Source organism: Polaribacter sejongensis (genome assembly GCF_038024065.1).
In the GTDB taxonomy this organism is placed as follows: domain Bacteria; phylum Bacteroidota; class Bacteroidia; order Flavobacteriales; family Flavobacteriaceae; genus Polaribacter; species Polaribacter sejongensis.
In genome coordinates this window covers 2,756,826-2,781,073 of record NZ_CP150667.1, presented here as the reverse complement: position 1 = coordinate 2,781,073, position 24,248 = coordinate 2,756,826, and the positions used below count along the sequence as shown (strand labels likewise).

At 29.8% G+C, this 24,248-nt stretch carries 20 protein-coding genes; 12 read left to right on the top strand and 8 right to left on the bottom strand.

Annotated elements, in window-relative coordinates:
• Positions 1-57 precede the first annotated feature (57 nt).
• The 7 genes from WHD08_RS11695 (at position 58) to WHD08_RS11665 (ending at position 6,689) form a co-directional block, all read left to right on the top strand.
• Positions 58-1,323: a D-alanyl-D-alanine carboxypeptidase/D-alanyl-D-alanine-endopeptidase gene (locus tag WHD08_RS11695; RefSeq protein ID WP_208890710.1), complete on the top strand. Its 1,266-nt coding sequence runs from the start codon at positions 58-60 to the stop codon at positions 1,321-1,323.
• 352 nt (positions 1,324-1,675) lie between these two features.
• On the top strand, positions 1,676-2,458 hold the full coding sequence (locus WHD08_RS11690; protein WP_208890711.1) for a hypothetical protein: 783 nt from the start codon (positions 1,676-1,678) through the stop codon (positions 2,456-2,458).
• Between the two features lie 173 nt (positions 2,459-2,631).
• Entirely contained in the window at positions 2,632-3,195 is a 564-nt protein-coding gene (locus WHD08_RS11685; protein WP_208890712.1) for a Crp/Fnr family transcriptional regulator, read from the top strand.
• A gap of 67 nt (positions 3,196-3,262) precedes the next feature.
• Positions 3,263-3,871, top strand: a complete 609-nt coding sequence (locus tag WHD08_RS11680) for a short chain dehydrogenase (protein ID WP_166386127.1) — start codon at positions 3,263-3,265, stop codon at positions 3,869-3,871.
• Positions 3,872-4,358: 487 nt separating this feature from the next.
• A complete protein-coding gene (locus tag WHD08_RS11675) occupies positions 4,359-4,937 on the top strand; it encodes a Crp/Fnr family transcriptional regulator (protein WP_208890713.1) in 579 nt (192 codons plus the stop codon).
• A gap of 58 nt (positions 4,938-4,995) precedes the next feature.
• Positions 4,996-5,766, top strand: coding sequence for an MBL fold metallo-hydrolase (locus WHD08_RS11670; protein WP_208890714.1), 771 nt, complete (start codon positions 4,996-4,998; stop codon positions 5,764-5,766).
• A 191-nt stretch (positions 5,767-5,957) separates the two neighbouring features.
• Positions 5,958-6,689: a zinc-dependent peptidase gene (locus tag WHD08_RS11665; RefSeq protein ID WP_208890715.1), complete on the top strand. Its 732-nt coding sequence runs from the start codon at positions 5,958-5,960 to the stop codon at positions 6,687-6,689.
• 13 nt (positions 6,690-6,702) lie between these two features.
• Here the strand turns inward: WHD08_RS11665 and WHD08_RS11660 are convergent, their stop codons facing one another.
• Positions 6,703-7,167 carry an RNA methyltransferase gene (locus tag WHD08_RS11660; protein ID WP_208890716.1) on the bottom strand — a complete coding sequence of 155 codons (465 nt, stop codon included), beginning with the start codon at positions 7,165-7,167 and terminating at the stop codon, positions 6,703-6,705.
• 269 nt (positions 7,168-7,436) lie between these two features.
• Between WHD08_RS11660 and WHD08_RS11655 the strand changes: the two genes are divergently transcribed.
• Positions 7,437-10,085, top strand: a complete 2,649-nt coding sequence (locus tag WHD08_RS11655) for a TonB-dependent receptor (protein ID WP_208890717.1) — start codon at positions 7,437-7,439, stop codon at positions 10,083-10,085.
• Positions 10,086-10,140: 55 nt separating this feature from the next.
• Here WHD08_RS11655 and mutS read toward each other — a convergent pair whose 3' ends face one another.
• Entirely contained in the window at positions 10,141-12,714 is a 2,574-nt protein-coding gene (gene mutS / locus WHD08_RS11650; protein ID WP_422894403.1) for a DNA mismatch repair protein MutS, read from the bottom strand.
• Between the two features lie 124 nt (positions 12,715-12,838).
• On the opposite strand from mutS, the gene WHD08_RS11645 reads away from it, so the two are divergent.
• The 3 genes from WHD08_RS11645 (at position 12,839) to WHD08_RS11635 (ending at position 16,175) form a co-directional block, all read left to right on the top strand.
• Positions 12,839-13,372 carry an RNA methyltransferase gene (locus tag WHD08_RS11645; RefSeq protein ID WP_208890719.1) on the top strand — a complete coding sequence of 178 codons (534 nt, stop codon included), beginning with the start codon at positions 12,839-12,841 and terminating at the stop codon, positions 13,370-13,372.
• A 156-nt stretch (positions 13,373-13,528) separates the two neighbouring features.
• A complete protein-coding gene (locus WHD08_RS11640) occupies positions 13,529-15,508 on the top strand; it encodes a tetratricopeptide repeat-containing sensor histidine kinase (RefSeq protein ID WP_208890720.1) in 1,980 nt (659 codons plus the stop codon).
• Positions 15,498-16,175, top strand: coding sequence for a response regulator transcription factor (locus WHD08_RS11635; protein ID WP_208890721.1), 678 nt, complete (start codon positions 15,498-15,500; stop codon positions 16,173-16,175). Before WHD08_RS11640 ends, WHD08_RS11635 begins: the two co-directional genes overlap by 11 nt.
• Positions 16,176-16,484: 309 nt before the next feature.
• Here the strand turns inward: WHD08_RS11635 and mgtE are convergent, their stop codons facing one another.
• The 4 genes from mgtE to WHD08_RS11615 are packed head-to-tail and all read right to left on the bottom strand — an operon-like array spanning position 16,485 to position 20,839.
• Positions 16,485-17,837: a magnesium transporter gene (gene mgtE, locus WHD08_RS11630; RefSeq protein ID WP_208890722.1), complete on the bottom strand. Its 1,353-nt coding sequence runs from the start codon at positions 17,835-17,837 to the stop codon at positions 16,485-16,487.
• Complete coding sequence (rsmA, locus tag WHD08_RS11625; RefSeq protein WP_165731421.1) at positions 17,818-18,630, bottom strand: 16S rRNA (adenine(1518)-N(6)/adenine(1519)-N(6))-dimethyltransferase RsmA; 813 nt, start codon at positions 18,628-18,630, stop codon at positions 17,818-17,820. The genes mgtE and rsmA overlap by 20 nt, the downstream gene beginning before the upstream one ends.
• Before the next feature lie 32 nt (positions 18,631-18,662).
• Entirely contained in the window at positions 18,663-18,992 is a 330-nt protein-coding gene (locus WHD08_RS11620) for a DUF4286 family protein (protein WP_208890723.1), read from the bottom strand.
• Between the two features lie 53 nt (positions 18,993-19,045).
• Positions 19,046-20,839 carry a tetratricopeptide repeat protein gene (locus tag WHD08_RS11615; RefSeq protein WP_208890724.1) on the bottom strand — a complete coding sequence of 598 codons (1,794 nt, stop codon included), beginning with the start codon at positions 20,837-20,839 and terminating at the stop codon, positions 19,046-19,048.
• Positions 20,840-20,964: 125 nt separating this feature from the next.
• Between WHD08_RS11615 and WHD08_RS11610 the strand changes: the two genes are divergently transcribed.
• Positions 20,965-21,108: a hypothetical protein gene (locus WHD08_RS11610; RefSeq protein ID WP_165731424.1), complete on the top strand. Its 144-nt coding sequence runs from the start codon at positions 20,965-20,967 to the stop codon at positions 21,106-21,108.
• 143 nt (positions 21,109-21,251) lie between these two features.
• Here WHD08_RS11610 and serS read toward each other — a convergent pair whose 3' ends face one another.
• Both serS and WHD08_RS11600 read right to left on the bottom strand, forming a co-directional pair.
• Positions 21,252-22,526, bottom strand: a complete 1,275-nt coding sequence (serS, locus tag WHD08_RS11605; RefSeq protein WP_208890725.1) for a serine--tRNA ligase — start codon at positions 22,524-22,526, stop codon at positions 21,252-21,254.
• Positions 22,527-23,143: 617 nt separating this feature from the next.
• The gene (locus WHD08_RS11600; RefSeq protein WP_208890726.1) at positions 23,144-24,076 is read right to left on the bottom strand and encodes a bifunctional riboflavin kinase/FAD synthetase; all 933 of its coding nucleotides are present in this window, start codon (positions 24,074-24,076) and stop codon (positions 23,144-23,146) included.
• Positions 24,077-24,248 lie beyond the last annotated feature (172 nt).

Below are 24,248 nucleotides of genomic sequence, written 5' to 3'. Positions count from 1 at the left end.
ACTTCACAAACCAAAATATTTGTAGTTTAGAAAAAAAATATATTAAAAATAGTTTAAATGCTTAAAAGAGTACTTGTAGTTTTGTTTGTAACTGTCTATTTTACAAGTTGTAAAACGGTTAAATTATCTAGAAATATCGATCAAAAATTAGCAACTTCTTTTTTTGATAATCAATTTACGGGAATTTATATTTATGATGTAGCAGCAGACAAAGTACTCTATAATTATAATGCAGATAAGTATTTTACACCCGCAAGTAATACCAAAATTTTTACACTTTTTACGGGTTTAGAAATGTTGCCAGATTCAATTCCGGCTTTTAAATACGCTGTAAATAAAGATACACTTACAATACAAGCCACAGGAGATCCTACTTTTTTACATCCATTTTTTAAAGACAGTACCGCTTTAAAATTGGCGAAAAAATATAAAAAAGTACATTTAATTGCTAATAATATTTCTGATAAAAGATACGGACCAGGTTGGGCTTGGGAAGATTTTGATAGCTATTTTAGTCCAGAAGTAAGTGCTTTTCCTATGTATGGAAATGTTGTGTTTGTCCAAAATCAAGATTCAATAAAAGTTGCTCCTAACTATTTTGCTAATAAATTAGAAATTACAGATAAAAGTTACGGTAGAAAAGAGCTTTCTAATTCTTTTTACTTCGGAAAAAATAGGAAAAGAGAAACTGAAATTCCGATGATTATCAATGATTCTTTGCTTTTAAATCTCTGGAATGATATTTTACCCAACAAAGTAAGTTTACTGCATAAATCGGCTTTAAAACCCTCTACAATTGCATACAGTATTCCTAAAGATTCTTTGTTTAAAAGAATGATGGAAGTAAGTGATAATTTCTTAGCAGAACAGATTTTAGTTCTAGCATCATCAACACTTTCAGATACCTTAGGTGCTGCAAAAGCAAGAAACTTTATGTTAGAAAATCAATTGAAAGATTTGCAACAAAAACCACGTTGGGTAGATGGCTCTGGATTGAGTAGGTATAATTTATTTACACCGATTTCTTTTGTAGAAGTTTTAACCAAAATACACAATAAAATACCAGAAAAAAGATTGTTTCAATTTTTTCCGGTTGGAGGAAAAACAGGGACTTTAAAAAATTGGTTTTCTGGAAATCCGAAACCATATATTCATGCAAAATCGGGTACCTTGGGGAACAATTATAATTTAAGTGGTTACTTAATTACAAACTCCGGAAAAACATTAATATTCAGTTATATGAACAATCATTATATGCATTCTAATTCTGAAGTAAAAAAGAAAATGCAAGCTGTTTTTGAGGAATTAAGAGATAATTATTAAGTATATTTTAAAAAAGAGCAACATATATGGAAGAAGCGATAAATGATTTTAGTGCAGGTGGTTTTATTTGGCAAGTAATGCAAATAATATTTTTAACGGCCGCGGTATATTTTTTATACAAATTTTCGAAACGTTTTAGTAAAAAATAAATTTTACTGTTTTGTTATTAACAAGTATATTTTTACCATATAATAAATTGCTAAATCTAAAAGTAAATTCTTTTTTTTACCTCCCTTTAACGTATGGATAAAATAAATTTTTACTGGTATACATAACGTTATGCACAAACTAAAAACCGAATTTGGCATTAAAATTGAATAATTAAAAAGAACATTCTAAAAATATAAATATTATGAAAAAGATTACGCTATTATTATTTGCTCTTGGAATTTTTACTGCTTTTGGATTTACTATTTTACAAGGTGGAGATAATCCAATACCTGGAATTGACATTATTATGAAAGAAGATCCAAGTCTTGTACCTATAATGAATCTATCAATGGATGATACTTCACTTAAAGAATTAAGTGCTTTAGAGGATGAAGAGCGTTCTATTTATCTTTCAAAATACTTAACACCGATATTTGAAAAAGCAACTAACGAAAAAGGACTTGAAAAAGTTATCCTTAAAGGTCTTTTACAAAATAGGTGTATAGAATGTAAAAGTTTTGAAACTTTTACATTTAAAGTACCTTCAAATTATAAGAAAAACGGATATACTGTTACATTTAACATAAAATTTGACACAAAATGGATTTCTGTAATTACAGACAGAGAAAATTTTGAAAAACCAATTGCTAATCCTCATAATTTTGAATTAATAGATACCGTTAACGAATTAGAATCAAAATTAAAACCTGAAGAAAAAAAAGAATTAGTTGAAAAATTTAAAAATGAATTTTACAGAATTGAAGGTCATTTAGGAAAAGAATACAAAACTAAAGAACAAGTTTTTAATGCATACATTTCTATTTTGAAAAACATACCACCTCCAGCAATATTAGAAGAAAGAATAAAACATAATGCTATAGAAGATGTTATGGAAATACTTGACCGAAAAAAAGAGAGAGTAAGCCCAGATAAACCAATGAATGAAAAGGAAACAATGCTATTAAAAGAAAAGAAAAAGCAATAAAGTCAGTGCATAACACCGTGTATAATTAATGGCTGGTTTTAGTCAATTTACGAAAGTCCTCGCGGACTTTCTTTGCCAGTAATTATTCACTAAATTAGTTGCTTGAAACACGCAACAAAGCTTACACAACAACGTTGGCGGTAATTTGAGCATACAAAACATCAAAGAAAGAAATGAACGAATATTTAAAATCATTTAATTTATTTACCGACATAGAGATTAATGATTTTTTGAATTTATCTCAAACTATTTTATTAAAAAAAGGCGATTTATATATTAATAATAATGAAATTTGCGATTCTATAGCTTTTGTCAAAAGTGGAATTTTTCGTTCCTATTATTATTCAAATAATGAAGATGAAATCACATATTGTTTCACTTTTCCTAATAAATTATTAATGGCTTATTCTTCATTTATTTCACAAAAAAAATCTGAAGAAAATATTCAAGCTCTGACAGATGCTGAAATAATTTCAATACCAAAAGCAACTTTAGAAAATTTAGCCAAATCAAATAGTAATTGGTTGCGTTTTTTGAAAATTATTGCCGAAAAGGAATATGTTGAATTAGAAAAATGGATATTTAATCATCAAAAAGATAAGGCTCAACAACGCTATTTAGATTTAATTACAACGCAACCTGAATATATCAAAGAGATTCCACTACATTATATAGCTTCTTACCTAGGCGTTACACAACGTCACCTAAGTCGAATAAGGGCTAATATTACGTATTAGACAAATGTCCTCTTCATAAACTTTTAGTGCTTCATAAATTTGCATATAATTTAAAAACAGATATTATATGAAAACAATAATTTTAATTGGAGCAAACGGAAAAATGGGACAAGCTGCTCTTACGGGGCTAGGAAAACACAAAGTTATAACTGCTGGACGTTCTGCTGATAGCTATGACTTTCAAGTAGATATTACAAGCGAAGCATCATTAAGGAAATTATACGAAGATGTTGGTCATTTTGATGCTGTTGTAAACACTGTTGGTGTTTGTGAATATGCAAATTTTACTGAAATGACCGAAGAACAATGGATGAGTACCATTTTAAGTAAAATGATGGGACAAATAAACATTGTACGTATTGGTCAAGAATATATTGCAGATAAGGGGTCATTTACTTTAATAACAGGAATTTTAAATACTAAGCCTATACCTTTTGCAATTGCTGATGCTACTACTAGTGGCGCTATTGATACATTTGTTAAATGTGTTGCTTTTGAAATGCCAAGAGGAATCCGAGTAAACTCAATAAACCCAACTGTTTTAGAAGAGGCTTGGGATGTTTATGGTGAAATGATGCCAGGTTTTGAACCAGTTCCTGGAAAGTTAGTAGGTAAAGCTTTTGAACGTTCGGTTGATGGATTTATTACGGGTCAAGTAATTTTTGTAGATGCATAAATACAAACTTAAGCCGTATATAATTTATTGCTAAGTCCTCATCTATTTACGAAAGTTTGTGAGGACTTTTTATTTAGTTATTATTTACTAAATTAGTTGCTTAAAACACGCAACAAAGCTTATACAACAACGTTCATTGACGAAAAATACTCACAAATAAAAAATAAAATGAATACTAATAACAAAAATAAATTTGGACTAATAATTTCAACAGTTTTAATTTTATTAACAATGATAACTCTAAAATATAATGCTATTGAAACGGGAGCAATTATAGATATTTTTCTTTATTCAGCATTTATAATTAATTTCTCATTAATCTTTGATATTTTCAAAAGTAAAAAAAAGACATCTTAAAAATATTGAACACTTTGCGCAATCAATCGGAATTGAAAAATATTAGGGCATGAAATGCTGACCGAAATCAGAATTTCGCCATTCGTGTTTTATTTAGTGAATTCAATGCTTAAATATCGCAACAACCAAAATGAACATCGAACTAAAAGAAATATCGACTTTTTTTGAAACAGAATACCCATTAAATAAAGATGGTTTACGAAAACTACTTTCATTATTTAAAGTGGAAAATATTAAGAAAGGAACACATATTCTTAATGCTGGAACGGAAGAAAAACATTTGCGATTTCTAAATAAAGGCGTTATTAGAGAATATTATGCAACTTCAGATAAAGAGACAAATATTAACTTCTATACCAAACCTCAATTTATTACAGATTTATATTCCTTTAACGCAGACTCTAAAACTAAAAAACAGCAAGAAACTTTAAGTGACACTCAACTTTTATCAATCAATAAAAGTGCTTTTCGTGAATTACTGAAAGAATATGATTGCGGAAAATCATTCATAGATTTATCATTTCGACAATTATTAAAACAAAAAGAACTTTTTGAATATAATCGGATAACCAAAACCGCGGAGGAACTTTATAATGAACTTTTTATTTATAGACCAAATTGGCTTGATAAAATTCCGCAATACCATATTGCTTCTTACTTAAATATCACACCAGAAACGTTAAGCAGAATTCGCAAACGCAGTTCTTGATTCAAATCAATGGATAACGATATTTCATATTTTAATTTTGCTACTTAAAATATCAAATATGAGGATACATCACTTACGAAACGCTACAATGGTTATAGAAACTAAAGATAAATTTATTTTAGTTGATCCAATGTTAGGAAAAAAAGGAACTGCTGGACCAACTTTTACTCTCTTCAGGTTTAAACCACAACGAAATCCGATACTGGACTTGCCAGATAATGCAATGGAAATAGTAAACAAAACAACACATTGTCTAATTACTCATCTTCATCCTGACCATTTAGATAAAGAAGCTGAGAAGTTTTTAAAAGCAAAAAACATACCAGTAATTTGTAGTTTTAAAGACAAAAAAACATTACAAAAGAGAGGTTTAAATGTTATTGAATCTGTAAATTATTGGCAAGAATCTAATTTTTTAGGCGGTACTATAGAAGGAATTCCGGCAAAACACGGTTATGGTTTCGTTGCAAAGCCAATGGGAAATGTAATGGGATTCTACATTAAAATGCCAAATGAAAAAACAATTTACCTAAGTGCGGATACTATTTACACAAAAGATGTCGATAAAGTTTTGAAAGAATACAAGCCAGATATTAATGTAGTTGCTTGTGGAACTGCACAATTAGATGTTTTTAAACCATTACTAATGACAATGGAAGACATTCTTAAATTTACTAAAAATGCAACAGGAACTGTTATTGCGAATCATTTAGAAGCAGTTAACCATTGTCCAACAACAAGAACACAATTAACGAGTGATTTAAAAAAACACGGACTTATGGGAAAAACAAGAATTCCGAATGATGGACAAGTAATTGAAATTGAATAAAGTCAGTTGCAAACACCCTATAAAATTAATTGCTAGCTTTTAGCCTACTTACAAAAGTCTAAACTGACTTTCTTGGTTCGTGGTTTATTTACTAAATTAGTAGCTTAAAACATGGACCAAACCAAACACAAGAGCGTTACTATTTTAAACATCTTTATCACTATCATTTGCCCTTTATAAAACATTAAAATTTGAAAATAAAGTATAAAATATTAGCTCCTTTTTATAGAAAAAAATCAAAAATTGAATGTCATCAAGTTTTACTGAAATCTAATTCATATTACAAAAATCTTTCAGAAGTTCTTAAAGCTAATTTTCAACTAAGAACATTGTTATTTATTTCTACAACAAACTTCAGTTCAGAGCCTGATTTTTTGGTAAGTAAAAAAATGAAAATTATTATTTCGAGTGCTTTTGTTCAAATTACATTTGGATTAAAAACAGATACTTTAAATAAGTTTAATGATGTATTTGTTGCACCAAGTTCTTACTCTTATAAAAATAATACAGCAGTTTTTAAAGGTGATGTAAATATTGCAACTAAAAAGGTAAATATGTCTTGGCCTGCAATAGAAAAGGGCTTTAAAATTACAGATGATGCGCTTAATTTATCTATTCACGAATTTGGTCATTGTTTAATTTTCGAGAATCATACAAGGTCTTATTTCTCTAAGATATTTAACAAAGCAGATTTTGAAAATTGGAAAAACCATGCAAAAACAAAGTTTCAAAAAGTAAAAGCGAAAGAAAACATCGTTTTAAGAGATTATGCAGCTACTAACCTTGTCGAGTTCTTTTCAGTTTCATTAGAAACTTTTTTTGAACAAGCAGTATATTTTAAAGAAAATGAGCCAGAATTATATGAAAGTATGACGCAATTATTAAAGCAAGATCCAATTAATAAAAAGAATCCTATTTTATAATATTTACAGATTTTCAATCAACTTTAAAACTAAACTTCGCTTGCCGATCATACATAATAATGCTTCCTGCTACGGATACATTTAAACTTAATTCCGATTTAAATTTTACCAAATGATGCGATTTTTCAATGGCAATTTTAGACATTCCATGATCTTCTGCACCTAATAAATACACGCAGCGTCTTGGATGCGTAAAAGTTTCTAATTGTACTGCTTTTTTATCTAGTTCTACGCCAACCAACATAGCACCTTTTGGTAGGTTGTTATAGAAATCTTCAAAAGTTTCGTAATGAAAATAAGGCATTGCACCAGTGGCTTTATGTGTATCGCAAGCTTGTTTTGCATACCGGTTGCCAATGGTAAAAATAAAACTAGCACCCATATTCTGAGCAGAACGCCAAAGGACCCCTAAATTTTCAGGCGTTTTTCCATTCTGAATACCAATTCCGAAAAAACCTTGTTCTAAATTATTTACCATTACTTTTTAATATTATTCAATTTCATCAACGTTTTTTTAGAAGCATCTTAATGCTCTTTAAAATATTTTCTTTCTTAACTCGCTTATTTTGATAGTACTAAAAGATAAAAAAAATATCCATAAATCATATGTTATCTTTATTTAGAACAAATAAAAATAACATTGTATGTTTGCAAAATATTTACCAAAAACTAGTGTGTCATTATCAGATTTCATACTGGAAACATACTATTATTAACAGATTAAAAAAATACTTAAAATCAAAAGTAATGAATTATTTTATAAATTCGAAAAGTTCTATAAACCTCATTAAAATAGTATGCTGTATACTGTTTTTATTAAGTTTCCAAGACGGGAAAGCTCAAAATAAAAGTGGCAAAATTCATGGGAAAATTGTTAATCAAAGTGGTACTTCGCTTTCTAATGTAACCATTCAAATTAAAGAATTTTCTTTGGGAACTTCATCAGATAATAATGGAGAATTTATGTTGAAAACACCTGTTGGTAAGATTATTTTATCTGCTTCTTATGTTGGTTACAAAACAGTTAATAAAACCATAACAGTAAACTCAAATAAAATTTCTGAAGTAAATTTTACACTTACAAATACATCAGAAAATTTAAATGAAATTTTAATTGAAGCTCATTTAGACAAAGAAAAAGTACCTACAGTTTCTCGTTCTGCTACAAAATCTAAAATTAGTTTAATGAACACGCCTGCGCCTGTTGTTGTTGTTGGTGGTTATTTACTAGATCAGCAAGCTAATAATACCATACAACAAAGTATTAGAAATATAAGTGGAGTTACACAAGCGGGTAATAATTATAATATTGGTGATAACTTAGTTATTAGAGGATTAGGAGCTAATTATGCATACGATGGTATGTATGGTGGTGGTAGTTTAGGAAATACATTTAATCCGGTTCGTTCGCAAACAAATATCGAAAGAATAGAAGTTTTAAAAGGTCCATCAGCAGGTCTTTACGGAATGGGTGCCGCAGGTGGAGTGATTAATTTAATAGAAAAGAAACCTTTAGATATTGAACAATATTCTATTGAAACTCGTTTGGGAAAATGGGGACATTATAGAGTTATGGTAGATTTAACAGGGCCAATTTCAGAGAAATTAAGCTATCGTTTTGTTAGTGCAAGTGAAGGTGAAGAAGGTTATAGAGATGTATCATCTGAAAGATTTGAAAATTATGGATCTTTAAAATATGAAACAGATAAACATCAATTTATATTATCTAGTGCATATATAGAAGATGCTGTTCAGATAGATCCCACAGGAAACCCCGTAAGATTAATAAGTACAAGTTTATTGGGCAATCCGGAAGATGGTGGTTATAATTGGGAAAACTTAGTAAATGATACAGGTTTAGATAGTAATGGAAACTTTTCTGGTGTACAATTAACAGATGAGCAACGCCAAGTCTTAGCAAATTCATTAACCAATACAGATGGTTATGAACCTTTTGATATTGGAGATGCTACATTGGTTTCACCTTTGGCAACACCAAACAAGGGAAAAGAATTTAGAGTAAAATTGCGTCATGAGTGGAAACCAAGTGAAACTGTTAACATTACAAACCAGGTTTTGTATAGAAATTATAGCTCAGATTATGTTAGACAAACTGGTGCTTTAAATTATTCTTATTATCAACAAAGTGGTGTTATACATAGTGGTGCTCGTTCTCCATTAATTATAGATAATGTAATTTATCCGTATGCGGCAAGACGTCAAGAATATAGAATTGTTGATGCTCAAGAAAAGATGTTTCAATATTTTGGTGATTTTCAAAAAACATGGGGAAAAGGAAATGCTTTAAGAGGTGAACACTTATTAAGTATAAATTACGAAAATAGAAATATCGATTACAGCCAACATTCTACTTGGGATGCAGATGATAGTAGAGCAACGAATCCTGTGCCATATATTTTAGATATTAGAAACCCTAACTGGGGATCTGGAAGTATTTGGGATTATGACCCAATTTTAAGAAGCCAATACGAAAAAACAGTACAAGGTTATGGTGTAGGTTTTCAGGAAGTTATCTATTATGATAAATTAACAGCTAGAGTAGGTGGTGCTTATTTAGGTACTCAACAAGATTATAGAAATCTTTATGATGATGGACAATTAGTTGATTTTAATGATGCTGGTTTTGCTTATAATTTAGGTTTAAATTATAGAGCTATGGATCAGTTATCTTTATTTGGTAACTATTCTGTTGGTAGAACGGTTTATAGCGTTACTTCTTCTTTAGATGGTGATGATCGTCCTGATTCTGAATCTTTATCAATAGATTTAGGAATGCGTTTTAAGACGAAAGATAACAGTTTATTAGCGTCTCTTGTATTTTTTCAGACAGCAACTACAAACTTACAATATGCTAATGATGATTATGAGGATGATCCTGCAGCATCAAATTTTAATATTGATGTACCTCAGTATTTTTATGATCAAGAAAATAGAACAAGAGGTGTAGAGCTAGATATAAATTATGCGGTTAATAATTTCTTATCTTTTAATACCAATGCAACATTTCAAGATCCTAAAACAATAGAAGGAGCAGATGTTATTACAGAACAAAGTAAAGGTGTACCAAAAACATATGCGCGTTTTTGGGGACAATACAAGTTCTTATTAGGTAAACAAAAAAATCCTTTAAGCTTTAATTTAGGAACAAGTTACGAAAGCAAAAGAACTATTGACGGTTATAGTTTAGTAGATGCTCACGTAAATAGTTATGTTCTTTTTGATGGAGCTTTGGGTTATGGAATTGGAAAAAACTGGGATTTAAGGTTAAATATTGAAAATATCTTTAATACAAGATATTATGTAAAAGCAATGTTTGCAGGAGCTTTACCAGGAGAAACTAGAAACTTACAACTGACAGCAAAGTATAAGTTTTAACAAACTAGAATCATAGATAATTAAGAAGAGCTAAACATTTACGTTTAGCTCTTTTTTACTTTTTAATCAACATTCGTTTAATTTCATTTAGCTTCATTAAAGCTTCAATAGGCGTTAAAGTATCAATATTTGTTGCTAAAATTTCTTCTTTAATATTTTCTAACAAAGGATCATCTAACTGAAAAAAGCTGAGTTGCATTTCTTCATTCTGATCTTGTTTTAAAACGTCTTTAACTTCGGCGTTTTTATTATTTTTCTCTAATTTTTCTAAAATTTTATTCGCCCTATGGATTACCATATTTGGCATTCCAGCAAGTTTAGCAACATGAATACCAAAACTATGATCAGAACCACCAGAAACCAATTTACGTAAGAAAATAATGGTATTTTCTAATTCTTTTACAGACACATTAAAGTTTTTAATGCGCTCAAAAGAAGTAGTCATTTCATTTAGTTCATGATAATGTGTAGCAAACAACGTTTTTGCTTTGGTTGGATGTTCGTGTAAGAACTCTGAAATTGCCCAAGCAATCGAAATTCCGTCATAAGTAGAAGTTCCTCTACCAATTTCATCTAACAAAATTAAACTACGCTCAGAAACGTTATTTAAGATCGATGCTGTTTCGTTCATTTCTACCATAAAAGTAGATTCGCCCATAGAAATATTATCACTTGCGCCAACACGCGTAAAAATTTTATCTACAATTCCGATTTTTGCATTCTGAGCAGGAACATAACTTCCCATTTGTGCTAATAAAACAATCAATGCTGTTTGCCTTAAAATTGCCGATTTACCAGACATATTTGGTCCGGTAATCATAATTATTTGTTGCTGATTTCTATTCAACACTACATCATTTGCAATATAGGTTTGATCTATCGGTAACTGTTTTTCAATAACCGGATGACGACCATTTTTGATCTCTAAATCGGTACTTTCATCCATAATTGGACGCACATAATTGTTATCAACCGCTAAAACCGAAAAAGACAATAAACAATCAATTTTTGCGATAATCTGTGCATTTTCTTGGACTATCTGTACATATTGAATGATATACTGTAATAATTTAGAAAATATTTCTTGCTCTATTTTGGCTATTTTTTCTTCAGCACCTAAAATTTTGGTTTCGTATTCTTTTAATTCTTCGGTAATATAACGCTCTGCATTAACCAAGGTTTGTTTTCTGATCCATTCTTGTGGAACTTTGTCTTTATGAGAATTCCGAACCTCAATATAATACCCAAAAACGTTGTTGAAAGAAATCTTTAAACTTGTAATTCCTGTTCGCTCAGATTCACGTTTTAGCATGTTATCTAAATACTCTTTTCCAGAGTTAGATATGGCACGTAAATCATCTAATTCTTGATGAACACCTGTTGCAATTGCATTTCCTTTATTGATGTTTACCGGAGCGTCATCAAATAAGGTTTCATTAATTTTTTCAATTAAATCTTGGCAAGTGTGTAACTGATTACCAAGTTGTTTTACTGCCTTATTTTTACTTTTTTCTGCGGATGCTTTTATCGGAAGAATCGCTTTTAAAGAATCTTTTAAAAGTACAATTTCTCTTGGTGAAGCTTTACCAGTTGCTACTTTAGAAATCAATCTTTCTAAATCGGATATTTGTTTTAATTGATACGTTACTGTTTCTGAAAATTCATCGGAATCTATAAAAAACTTTACCAATTCATGACGATTTTTAATCTCGTCTATATTTTTTAAAGGAAGTGCCAACCAACGTTTTAAAAGTCTTCCGCCCATCGGCGATATCGTTTTATCAATAACATTTAATAACGTTACTGCGTTTACAGAATTCGGATTATAAAGCTCTAAATTTCGAACCGTAAAACGATCCATCCAAACATAATTATCTTCGGCAATTCTACCAATATGCTGAATATGTTTTAACTGATTATGTTGTGTTTCCGACAGATAATACATTACTGCACCGGCAGCAATAATTCCGTTTTTAACATCTTCAATTCCAAAACCTTTTAAGCTTTTTACTTCAAAATGATTTTGCAACGTTTCGTTTGCATATTCCTTTTGAAAAACCCAATCGTCTAAATAAAACGTATAATAACGGTTTTCAAAAAGCTCTAAAAATTGTTGTTTGTGTTGTTTTTGTACCAAGACTTCACTCGGACTAAAATTTTGCAACAATTTATCAATGTATTCTGCATTTCCCTGCGCCACTAAATATTCACCTGTAGAAACATCAAGAAAAGAAATTCCGAGTTGTTTTTTATCAAAATGAACCGCTGCTAAAAAGTTATTTGTTTTGGTTTGTAAAACTTCGTCGTTTAAAGAAACTCCGGGTGTAACCAATTCTGTAACACCACGTTTTACAATGGTTTTAGTCATTTTAGGATCTTCTAACTGATCACAAATAGCAACACGCATTCCAAACTTTACTAACTTTGGTAAATAGGTATTTAAAGAATGATGCGGAAAACCAGCCAAAGCCGTTTCTGTTTCACTTCCGGCACCACGTTTTGTTAAGGTAATTCCTAAAACATCAGCAGCTTTTTTGGCATCTTCACCAAAAGTTTCATAGAAATCTCCTACTCTAAAAAGTAACATTGCATCAGGATATTTATTCTTGATTGCGTTGTATTGTTTCATTAAAGGAGTAACCTTTTTTGCTTTTGATTTTGCCAAGTTTTTGGAAATTTTCAGTTAGTTTTGCGAAGATAGAAAAAGTAGGCAGTATTCAGTTGACAGTTTGCCGTGAACTTATCCACAAGATATGAGAAAATTAAAGAATAACGAGTTAGGAAGAATTTCAGTTGATGAATTTAAAACTGTTGAAAAGACACCAATAATTGTAGTTTTAGACAATATTAGAAGTTTAAATAATATTGGTTCTGTTTTTAGAACAAGTGATGCTTTTTTGATCGAAAAGATCTATTTATGTGGTATTTGCGCTACTCCGCCAAACAAAGATATTCATAAAACAGCCTTAGGAGCAACCGAATCTGTGGCTTGGGAATACGTAGAAGATACTTTGACTTTAGTCGAAAAATTAAAGGCAGAAAATGTAAAAGTCTTGTCTATAGAACAAGCAGAAAACGCTACAATGCTCGATACTTTTTATCCGACGAAAGGAGAAAAATATGCCATTGTAATGGGTAACGAAGTAAAAGGCGTGCAACAAGAAGTGGTAAGTGCAAGTGATTTGTGTATCGAAATTCCACAATTGGGTACAAAACATTCTTTAAACATCTCTGTTACAACAGGTGTTGTAATTTGGGATTTGTTTCAGAAAATGGGTAAATTATAGTTCTTTTTAGTTCTAAAATTCTATTTTTAGTTTGTAAAAATAAAATCCCCTAAAAATGAGTTTAGAAGAAAAACGAAGAATAGAATTTGTAATTAGTTATAAGGTTGTAAAAGAGTTTGATAAAAGAAAAATATAACCAATTAATAGTTTATTCTTATGCGTAAAAATATTTTTCTACTGCTGCTATTTGTTTCTATTTCTATGTTTTCTCAACAGAAAGACTTACATATAGATTCTTTGGCTATTTATTTAAACACATATACTAAAGAAAAACAAACAGAATTACCAAAAAAAGCATTTTTATTAGCAGAGAAAATTAAAGGAGATTCTTTATTAAAAAACACTTATTTTCTTTTTGGAATGAAAAGTTATTTTAATAAAGATATTGCTAATTTAACTTTAGCATTCCAAAAGCTTAGAAAATTTTATCTTAGAACTAAAGACACTGCTACTTTAGCAAAAGAATATTATTATAAAGGATTATCTTTTAAATTACAATACAAACCAGATAGTACTTTTTATTATTATAGCAAATCTAAAGACATTTCTGTACAGTTAAAAGATTCTTTAGAAGCAACTAGAAGGTTGTTATCTATGGCTGCGTTGCAATATGATGAAAGAGATTATTTAGGTAGTGAAATATCAATTATAGAAGGATTACGTTTTGTCGAGCCTCATATTAAAGATTCGGATATTAAAAATTACCCTAATGAAGTTTTTTTTACGGGGCTTTTATATGAAAGATTAGGGAATGTTTTATTGATGACAGATAGACAAGAAGAAGCTAGAAAAACGTACCTAAAATTCTTTGAACTTCAAAAGAATAGTCCGCTTTTAGATATAAAATACGAGGCGGCAAGATTATTTAATCATTTAGCAAACACCTATGAGTCTGAAGGAAATTATACAGAAGCAATAAATTATTTTAAGAAAAGTTTAGCTATAGACAGTCTTCAGTTTAAAGATGTTTATAGGTATGAAACGGCATTGGGAGGTATTGCTTTTAATAACTTTTTATTAGGAAATAAAAAAGCTGCAATAGAAAGGTATTTGGTGGTTTTAAAATCTAGAAAACAAAGAAATTACAAAAGAGGTTTAGTATTGACCCATTCTAATTTAGGAAAAATTTATGAGGCAAATAATGAAATTAAAAAAGCAATATTTCATACGAATAAAGGATTAAAAAAATCTAAAGCAGTAAATTTCAATAGGTACACTTTAGACAATCTTTTACTTTTATCTCATTTGGTAAAAGGTGAAAAAGGAAGGCTGTTATTAGAAGAGTATATTACTCTAAATGATAGTCTTTATAGAAGAGAAAGGTCTTTAAAAAATCAGTTTGCAAAAGTGAGGTATGAAACGGAAAAGAAAGATGTAGAAAACCATCATTTAAAAGAAGAAAATGCTAGAAAACAATTAAAAATTGACAAAGAAAAACAGCAAAAAATTATTGGTTGGTTACTTGCTGGTGTAAGTATTCTGTTTATTGGTTTTGGAGCAAGTATTGTTGCTAGTAGAAGAAAGAAAATATTGTTTGAAGCTAAATTGAAACAAGTAGAAGTGAGGGAAACTGAGCGACAGCAAATTGCAAAATCTTTGCATGATGAGGTTGCTGGAGATATTAGAATGTTGCTTTTAAAGTTAGAAAAAACGAATTTATTAGAAGAGGTAAAAAGTTTAGATATTATCAAAGAAAATGTTCGGAATTTATCACATCAATTAAGTAGTGAAAGCTTTGATGAAGTTTCTTTTGAAGATCAAGTAGTTAGCTTGGTTTCAGACTTTTTTGAAGTCAATTTTAGAATCAAAGTTCATGATATAGATAGCGTAAATTGGAAAGAAATTAATAAAGCTATTAAAAGAACATTGTTTTTGTCTATAAGAGAAAGTATTCAAAATACGAAGAAACATGCAGCGGCTAAAAATATGATTTTAAGTTTTAGTGAAACTAAAAATGGTGTTTTTTTAACCATTTCAGACAATGGAAAAGGTTTTAATGTTGAAGATAAAAAAAGTGGCATTGGTTTAAAAAATATGAAAGAAAGAATAGAAGAAATTAATGGTGTTTTTAATATGGAAACTCAATTAGAAAAAGGAACAATTATTACGATAGAAATTCCTAAAAATGAAAAATAAAACTAAAATTTTAATTGTTGATGATCACCAATTAGTAATACAAGGAATTCTTTGTTCTTTAAAAGAAGTGGGCGATTTTGATATTGTTACAACCGATAATTGTGATGACGCTTTTCAGTTGATAAAAAGTCATCAAAAAACCAAGCCTTTTCACTTATTATTTACAGATTTAAGTTTTGATAACGCTACAGATGAAACTAATTTAGATGGGGGAGAAGAATTGATAAAAGCCATTAGAAATAATGAGTTTGATATTAAAATAGCGGTTATAACGGGGCATACAGAAACCAATAGAGTCTATAATGTAATTAGCAATTTAAATCCGAATGCCTATCTACTAAAAAGTAAGTGCGATGCTACAGAGATTGGTTTTGCAGTTCAAAAAATGTTAGTAAACGGTTACTATTACACACATGAGATTCATCAGAAAATAATGCGTAGAAATATTGTGCAAATTCAAATGGATGATGTAGCTATTCAAATTTTAAAGGAGCTTCCAAAACACCCTAAAATAAGTAATTTAGAAGGTATAATTATAAAATCAGATAGTTCTTTTTTAAAACTACGTTCTATAGAAACTAAATTGTGTAATTTAAGAACAAATTTAAATGCAAGAAATAATACAGATCTAGTTCTTAAAGCAAAAGAATTAGGAATTATAGATTAATCTAAAAGAGTTTTTTTATTATTTTACCTAGATGTATTTGGTATTAAAACAATAATTATTTTCATTTTGCGGAAAACCGCATTTTTAATTTCGGTTTTTTACATTTTACATTTTTATAATAGCTGTATGTTTGTGGTATAATTATATCACATATAATTATGGGGACAATTGCTGATATGCATTAAGGTATATCGAAAATGAAAAGAATAAAAATCTTTCAGTTTATCTGAAAGGTTTTTTTTTAAGAATAATTTTAGCACTAATTTAATAGGTTTTAAGTATAAAAGTTGATCTTGAAGAAAATTAAACTTAAAATCCTAAGACTAATTTAGCGATAGAAAAGTAGATTAAAATTCCTAAAATATCATTACTAGTGGTAATAAATGGGCCTGTTGCCAAGGCTGGATCAATACCTTTTTTTGCTAAAATAATAGGAATAAATGTTCCGATAATTGAAGCAATAATAATTACGGAAATTAAGGAAGCTGCTACGGTAATTCCTAAATCTAGTGGAAAACCTAAAAATAACATTCCGGCAGACATTAATAAGGCAGCCAATACAAAACCGTTTAACAACCCTTGTAATATTTCTTTTAACAACCTTTTAAACAGCGATCCTTTTAAGCTGTCGTTTGCCAAACCCTGCACAATAATTGCCGAAGATTGTACCCCAACATTACCTGCCATTGCAGCAATTAAAGGTGTAAAAAAGAACAGTTCAGGAAAAGTGTTTATTGCATTATCAAAACTACCTAAAACAGATACGGAAATAAAGCCACCAAAAAGGGCTAAAATTAACCACGGTAAACGCGCTTTTGTAAGTTCCCAAATGGTATCATCTGCTTCTACATCTTGAGAAAAACCAGCTGCCATTTGGTAATCTTTGTCGGCTTCTTCTCTAATAACATCTAAAATATCATCAATGGTAATTCTACCCACTAAAACATTGTTATCATCTACAACAGGTATGGCCTCTAAATCGTACTTAGCCATTATTTTAGCAACTTCTTCATCGTTTTGATGTACGTTTACAGCATCTACTTTTGCTTTACAGATGTCTGCTATTTTATGGTCTGATTTTGCAATTATTAGGTCTTTTAAAGACATTCTGCCAACCAATTTATCTTCTTTATCTACTACGTAAATAGAATGAACTCTGGTAACGTCTTTTGCTTGTCCTCTTATTCTGCGCATACAACCGGCAACGGTCCAGGTTTCATAGACTTTTACCAATTCTTTTGCCATTAAAGCACCTGCAGAATTATCATTGTAGGATAATAATTCTTTAATATCTGCCGCATGATCATCATCTTCTAAAGCAGAAATTACGCGATGTTGACGTTCTTTAGAAAGCTCTCCAATAATATCGGCAGCATCATCGGTGTCCATCTCTCTAACTTCATCTGCAATTTCTTTTGCTGATAAGTTTTTTAAAATTTTCTCACGAGTATCTTCGTCTAATTCGGTAAGAATTTCTGATGTTTTTTCGCTATCTAAAAGTTTGATAATATAGATAGCTTCCTCAAAATTAACTTCGTCTAAAACTTCTGCGATATCGGCAAAATGGACTTCAGAAAATAATGCTGTTATTTCTTTATCATTATTAGAAATGATAAGTTCTGATAGGTTTTCTAAAGATTCATCAGTGATTTCGAACTTCATTTTCTGCCAATTTTTGCGTAAGTAAAATAAACTCAGAAACAGATAATTGTTCTGGGCGTTTCGCAAAGATAGGGTCTTCTTTTAAGGTATCCGAAATATTGAAAGACTTTAAACTAGAACGGAGCATTTTTCTTCGTTGATTAAAGGCTGTTTTTACAACTCTAAAAAATAATTTTTCATCTACAGGCAACGAATAATCTTTTTTACGAATTAATCGGATAACTCCAGAATCTACCTTTGGTGGTGGATTGAATACCGTTGGCGGAACTGTAAATAGGTATTCTACATCAAAAAAGGCTTGGGTTAACACAGATAAAATTCCGTATACTTTACTACCTTCTTTTTCTGCAATTCTTTTAGCCACTTCTTTTTGAAACATACCTGCAAATTCTGGTACAAATTCTCTGTTTTCTATGGCTTTAAAAACAATTTGTGTAGAAATATTATAAGGGAAATTACCAATAATTGCTACTTGCTTTTTATTGAAAATATCTTGAATTTGATTCTTTAAAAAATCGCCTTCAATAATTTCGAAATGTTCTTTAGAAGTATCTAGTTTAATGTGCTCTAAAGGAAATGTTTCATGCAAATAAGCAACAGATTCTCTGTCTAATTCCATGACAGTTACCTTTGCTTTTTTTGGTAATAAATATTTGGTTAAAACACCCATTCCAGGACCAATTTCTAAGACGTCATCATACCCATTACCAGTTAATGCATTGGCAATATCTTGTGCAATGGTTTCATCTGTTAAAAAATGCTGACCTAAATGTTTTTTTGCTTTAACTGACATATTTCTATTTTTAAAAAGTAAAGAATTTGTTCTTAATTGTTCGTGTTTGTAGGATAAAATTCTTTTATCAACCTTAATTCTGTTCTAAAAGCCAACATTTTATCTCCAAATTTTTGAAGACTTTTCTGTTGTAATGTTTCTGCCTCGTGTTTATAATAATCGTCTAAATCTTCTCTAGTATTTGCTGTATATTGTATAGAATAAGTTCTACCACCCATTTCTTCTTCTACCAAAACTTCAGTTAGTTTTGCTGCAGTAAATCTACCAGTATTTAAGACTTTTAAAATATGAGTTTCCATAAATGTAAGCCATTCTTTATGAACGGTTTCATCTATATTTATAGTTACGTTGTATATGTACATTATGCTGTGTAATTGTAATTTTGTGTAAATGTTTAATTGAAAAAAATAGAGCGTTAAATTTTATCTCCTCTTAATTTTCGATATTTTTTTCTAGCATCTACTAGATAAATACTAGAAGAATAGTCAAAAATAATCTTTTGATAGTATTCTGAAGCTTTTTCTGGGTTGTTTAATTGATTATTATACAATTCTGCCATTTCGTAATACACATCATCTGCATAAATACCTTGATTATCGGCCTCAATAATTTTTGAAAAACTTACAATAGCGTCGTCATATTTTTTTTGTTTGATGAATAGTTTTGCTTCAAAAAATAATACATCATCATAAATTACTTCTCCGGGATTTAACCCGTTTTCAAAAACGTTTTTAGGTGTAAATAAACTGTGTAATTCTGTTAATGCTTCCTCATTTTTATTTTGATAAGAGAGCAGTTCTGCTTTTGCCAATTGCTTTAATCCAGACGGAATAGAGTCTACTGGTTCATTATCGGTAATTTTTAAAAACAACTCTAAAGCATCATTCGCAATTAATTGTGTTGTAGAACCTTTTAATACTTTTAATTGTGCTTTAGCCCATGTAAAATCTGCTTTATAATAACTTGTTTGCGCTACTTTAAAACGGGCTTTTTGTGCTAATTCATGGTTTTTAAGTTGCGTTTGAATTTGAGAAAAATAGATTAAGGCTTTGTTATAATTTCCTGTAAAAACTAAAATGTCTCCTAATTTTAATTTTATTCTTGCTTTGTCAAATCGAGAACGTGAATAGTTTAAGGCTTCTTCTAAAACAGTTTTAGCTTCGTTTGGTTGGTCTTTTTTAAAAGTTAAAAAATCAGCATATTCCACTTGTAACCTTATGGTTGATGAATTTTTACCGTACTGATTAAAAAGAGATAAAAACATTTTTTCTACTTCAGGATTATCTGTTGCAATAGCTATTTTTGTAAGGTATAAAGAAGCTTCAATTTTTTCTATTTGTAAAGTTTTTTGTTGGGTAATAAAATAAAAACATTCTTTAGCAGTGCTATAATCTTTGTTTTCAAAAGCTATTTTTCCTAAATTATAAATTGAATTTAAATCAACAGGATTTCTTTTGTACAGAGCTTTTTCTTGCGTAAAAGCTTTATTATAATCTTTCTGCTGTGTAAAAAGCCAACTTAATAAAAGATTCCAAACATCTTTTGGGTTGCTTGCAGATTTTTTTAAAAGTGTTTTTCTAAATAAAATATTTGCTTCATTTTTTGCATCATCTGTAATATAACTACTCGTATATCTTTTTACTAAATCGTAATTTTCAATGTTTTTATCAACTAGATTAAAGTAAGCCTCAAACATTTTTTTTAAATCACCTTTTTCACCATAAATCTGAGCAATTCTAAAGTTGTAATCTGCTTTTTTATTTTTAGCCATTGTTTTTTCATACGCTAAAATTGCATGATCTAAAATATTATAATCTTTAAAAAGTCTACCAATAAATCCGCCATAAAAACTATTTGTATCAATAGCGTTTAAAGCGATAGAGTAATTTTTTTCTGCGAACTCTTGTAATCCTTGTCTTTGGTAGTTATATCCTAAATGCACATAAAAAAAAGCTTGTTTAGGGTCTTTGTCAAGTGCGGTTTTTAATAGTTTTTCTACTTCATTAAATTTATTGGTTTCTTGATAACAAGAAATCAATCTACTTAAATAAGTAGTATTAAAAAGGTTCTTAGAATATAAGTTTTTAAAGATTTGAGTGGCTTTTTCATACTCTCCTTCTCTATAGTAATCTTCCGCCAAATAATAATCACCTTGAGAGAAGCTAACGCTAGTTATAGTAATAAAAATAAGTAAAAACAGTTGTTTCATCAATTTCAAAGATAGGTAAGAAATATGTTAAATTTTTATTAAAGACGTCTGTTCTAAGGTCTTCTTTGTAACATTTTGGCACGAAACTTGTCTAAAGAGAATATAACCAATCAAATTTTAAGAAGATGAATACATTTAAAAAACAATACGAAACAGCAAAAAACAATTCTATAGAGTTTATGAAAAACGGACAAATTAGTGCGTATTTAAACTCACTTTTAGAAATGAATAAATACAAAAGATTAATGGTTGCTGTAGTTGCAAATTAGTTTGCAGTCTCAGTTTTCAGTAAGCAGTCAAAAAAAAGTAATCAGTCTCAGTTTGCAGTACTATTAGAACTGCAAACTGAGACTGATTCATATTTTCACAAACTTTAGCACTCAATACTGCTACTGTAAACTGAATACTAGAATTAATCTATAATATCGAACCCGCAATAAGGTACTAAAGCATCTGGTATTTTAATTCCGTCTGCTGTTTGATAGTTTTCTAGAATACCTGCTAAAACACGAGGTAAAGCCAAAGAACTACCATTTAAGGTGTGTGCCAATTCGCTTTTACCTTCTTTATTTTTAAAACGAAGCTTTAATCTATTTGCCTGAAAAGTTTCAAAGTTAGATGCAGAACTAATTTCTAACCAACGGTCTTGCGCTGTAGAAAATAATTCAAAATCGAATGTTAAAGCAGAAGTAAAACCAGTATCTCCACCACACAAACGTAATATTCTATAAGGTAATTTTAATTCTCTTAAAATATCTTTAATATGTTCTACCATTCCGTTTAAAGCTTGGTAAGAATTATCAGGATGCTCAATACGTACAATCTCCACTTTATCAAACTGATGTAATCTGTTTAAACCTCTAACATGCGCACCATAACTTCCTGCTTCACGTCTAAAACAAGGCGTATAACCTGTTACCGTAATAGGAAATTCTGCTTCTTGCATTAAATTACCACGAAACATATTAGTAATAGGAATTTCTGCAGTAGGAATTAAATACAAATCGTCTACTGTAGAATGATACATTTGCCCATCTTTATCTGGCAATTGACCCGTTGCCGTTGCAGAATCTGCATTTACCAAATGTGGCACTTGTACTTCTGTATAACCTGCTTTTGTGTTTTTATCTAAAAAGTAGTTAATTAAAGCACGTTGTAATCTAGCACCTTTTCCTTTATAAACCGGAAAACCAGCACCGGTAATTTTATTACCTAATTCAAAATCGATGATATCGTATTTCTTAGCTAATTCCCAGTGAGGTAAAGCATTTTCTCCTAAATCCGGAATTGTTCCTTCACTAAAAATGTTCTCATTATCTTCTTCAGAAGTTCCTGCTTTTACAGAAGCATGAGGAATATTCGGAATCTGGTATAATAATGTTTGCAACTCTTCTGCAAAAGCATTAAAATTATCACCAAGCTCTTTAGATCTTTCTTTTAACTGAACTGTTTTTTCCTTTAAAAGATTTGCTTTTTGTACTTCTCCAGATTTGAAAAAACCACCAATTTCTTTGGATAATTTATTAGATTCTGCCAAAGTATTATCTAACTCAACCTGAGTAGATCTTCTATTCTCATCTGCAGTTAAAACTTGTTCAATAATCGTTGCTGCATTGGCAAAATTACGTTTAGCCAAACCCGCTAAAACCGTTTCTTTGTTGTCTCTAATAAACTGTACTTGTAACATTTTTGTAGAATTTTTGTAAATGCAAAGATATAATTTGTGAAGTGGTTTTACACTAAATTATAAATAAAAGTGCGTTGTAAAATTCTAAACAAATAGGCACAAAGAAATCATAGAAAATAGATGTTTTCAAATGTTTTTTGGGCGTTACCACAAGGGTCAGGCTTTCGCACTCGCTTTTTTTGTAAAAAACAAAAAAGAGCTCAAACAATTGCGCTATCCTTAACGCGTAGTGAATACCAAAAAAGGAAGTTATTATGAGGTTACTCAGTTCAGACCCTTCAGGTTTTTAAAACCTGAAGGGTCTTTAATATTAAATACCGAAATTGTCATTTCGACGTAAGGAGAAATCACATAAAGAAGCTAACACAAAATTGCTCCACAAACTTGTCACTTCGAAGCATTGAGAAGTCTCATAACCGTGATAACATAACAATTACCAAACTTTATGAGATTTCTCCTAAAAGGGTCGAAATGACAAAACTGGGTGTAAAAAAACAATCAACTTGTCATTTCGACAAAGGAGAAATCCCACAACGGTAAACCACCCCAATTGTCACTTCGAAGTATTGAGAAGTCTTATAACAGTGATAACACAAATTTGCGGAAAATTAAAAAACTTAAAGATTTTCTTTAATATACTCTCTAGCAGTTTGTTCATCATTTTTAATCTGAACAACTAATGCATCAATAGAACTAAATTTTTCTTCATCACGTAAAAAATAAAGCAACTCTATTGTTAAATATTCGTTGTATAAATTTTGGTTGAAGTCAAAAAAATGAACCTCAATAGTTTGGTAAGTTCCATCTACAGTTGGTCTGCTGCCAATATTCATCATTCCGAAAACAGTTTTATTGTCAATGGTAGATTTTACAACATAAACGCCCGTTTTAGGAATCAGTTTATAAGATTCTTTTACATCAATATTTGCAGTAGGATATCCAATTTTTCCACCTAATTGTTTTCCGTTTACTACCGTACCACTTAGCATAAAATTGTAGCCTAAATAATTATTGGCAGTTTTTAGGTTTCCAGTAGCCAAAGCACGTCTTACTTTGGTAGAACTGACAGAAACATCATCGATATCTTGTGCCGGAATTTCTTCTACCACAAAATCGTATAAATGACTATATTCTGTTAACTGAACAATGTTTCCTTCTCTATTTTTTCCAAAATGATGATCGTAACCAATAATTAATTTAGAAATATTCAATTGATTTACCAAAACATCACGCACAAATTCTAATGCGGTCATTCTAGAAAAATCTTTGCTAAAAGGATGAATGATTAAATAATCTAAGCCAGTTTTTTTAAGTAATTCGGCACGTTCTTCAATCGTATTAATCAACTCTATGGTAGCGTCTTTTTGTAACACCATTCTTGGATGCGGAAAAAAAGTAAGTAAAACAGATTTTCTATTTGCTTTTTTAGCCTCTAAAACCAGTTTATCAATAATTTTTTGATGCCCAAAATGTACCCCATCAAAAGTACCAATGGTTACATATGTTTTTTCTGAAGTAGAAAAATTAGAAATATTCTGAATTGTATTCAATCAAAAAGATAATTAAGTATAATACAAATGTACAATAACTAACGGTTTCTCCTAATATGAAAAAGAGTAGTTTTTAAACTTTCTATTTGATAATATAATAGCGATATATTGCTATAATCTTAAAATAAGCACCTGTTTGTTAAGTTATTCAAAAAATATTGTATTTTGCATT